This is a genomic window from Pyrobaculum sp., from assembly GCF_049971835.1.
Classification (GTDB): Archaea; Thermoproteota; Thermoprotei; order Thermoproteales; family Thermoproteaceae; genus Pyrobaculum.
In genome coordinates, this window is record NZ_JBMFKV010000424.1 from 1 (window position 1) to 522 (window position 522).

Consider the following 522-nt stretch of genomic DNA (forward strand, 5'->3'; position numbering starts at 1 on the left):
GCGCCAACTAATGCGCCCGGGGGATCCTCCTGTGGAGTAGCGTGTCTACTTTGAGCTATGTGGGCGTTGGGGGTAGAAATTATGTAGCGCGGCTACGCGCGTGCCGAACCGGCGCCAGAGACGCTTAGTTCGGAATATCGATTGGCAACGTGTCGGCGCGTTGCCGTGCTGGAGCTTCCGCGCAGGAGACGCCGCCGGGGCGGCGGAGAGGTTATCTACGGCGGAGGCGGGGGCACGTCGTTGTGAATAACGTGTGACTCTCTGCTGTGTTTTACGTTGTATCTCCGCCGCTATGTGCGGATTTGGAGTATGCAAAGCACATAAAGCCCGGCACAGCGGCGGGCGTGGTTCCAAAACCTAAAACCCGAGCCAACGGCTTCTGCGGGAGTGACGGCGGTGTTTGCCGCATGCAAAAGAGATTAAAATTTTCAACTCCTACGAAACCTCATATATTAATAGGATTAGTGATAATAGCTACGTTGCCAAGTATAGCGATTGCGCAACTCGTGCTACAACCTGGCA

The 522-nt window shown here is 55.6% G+C and carries 1 protein-coding gene; it reads left to right on the forward strand.

Annotation, left to right across the window (positions count from 1 at the left end; genetic code table 11):
• Nucleotides 1-302 precede the first annotated feature (302 nt).
• A partial coding sequence (locus tag ACP5J3_RS15075) for a hypothetical protein (protein WP_428496417.1) occupies nt 303-522 on the forward strand: 220 nt, incomplete at its 3' end.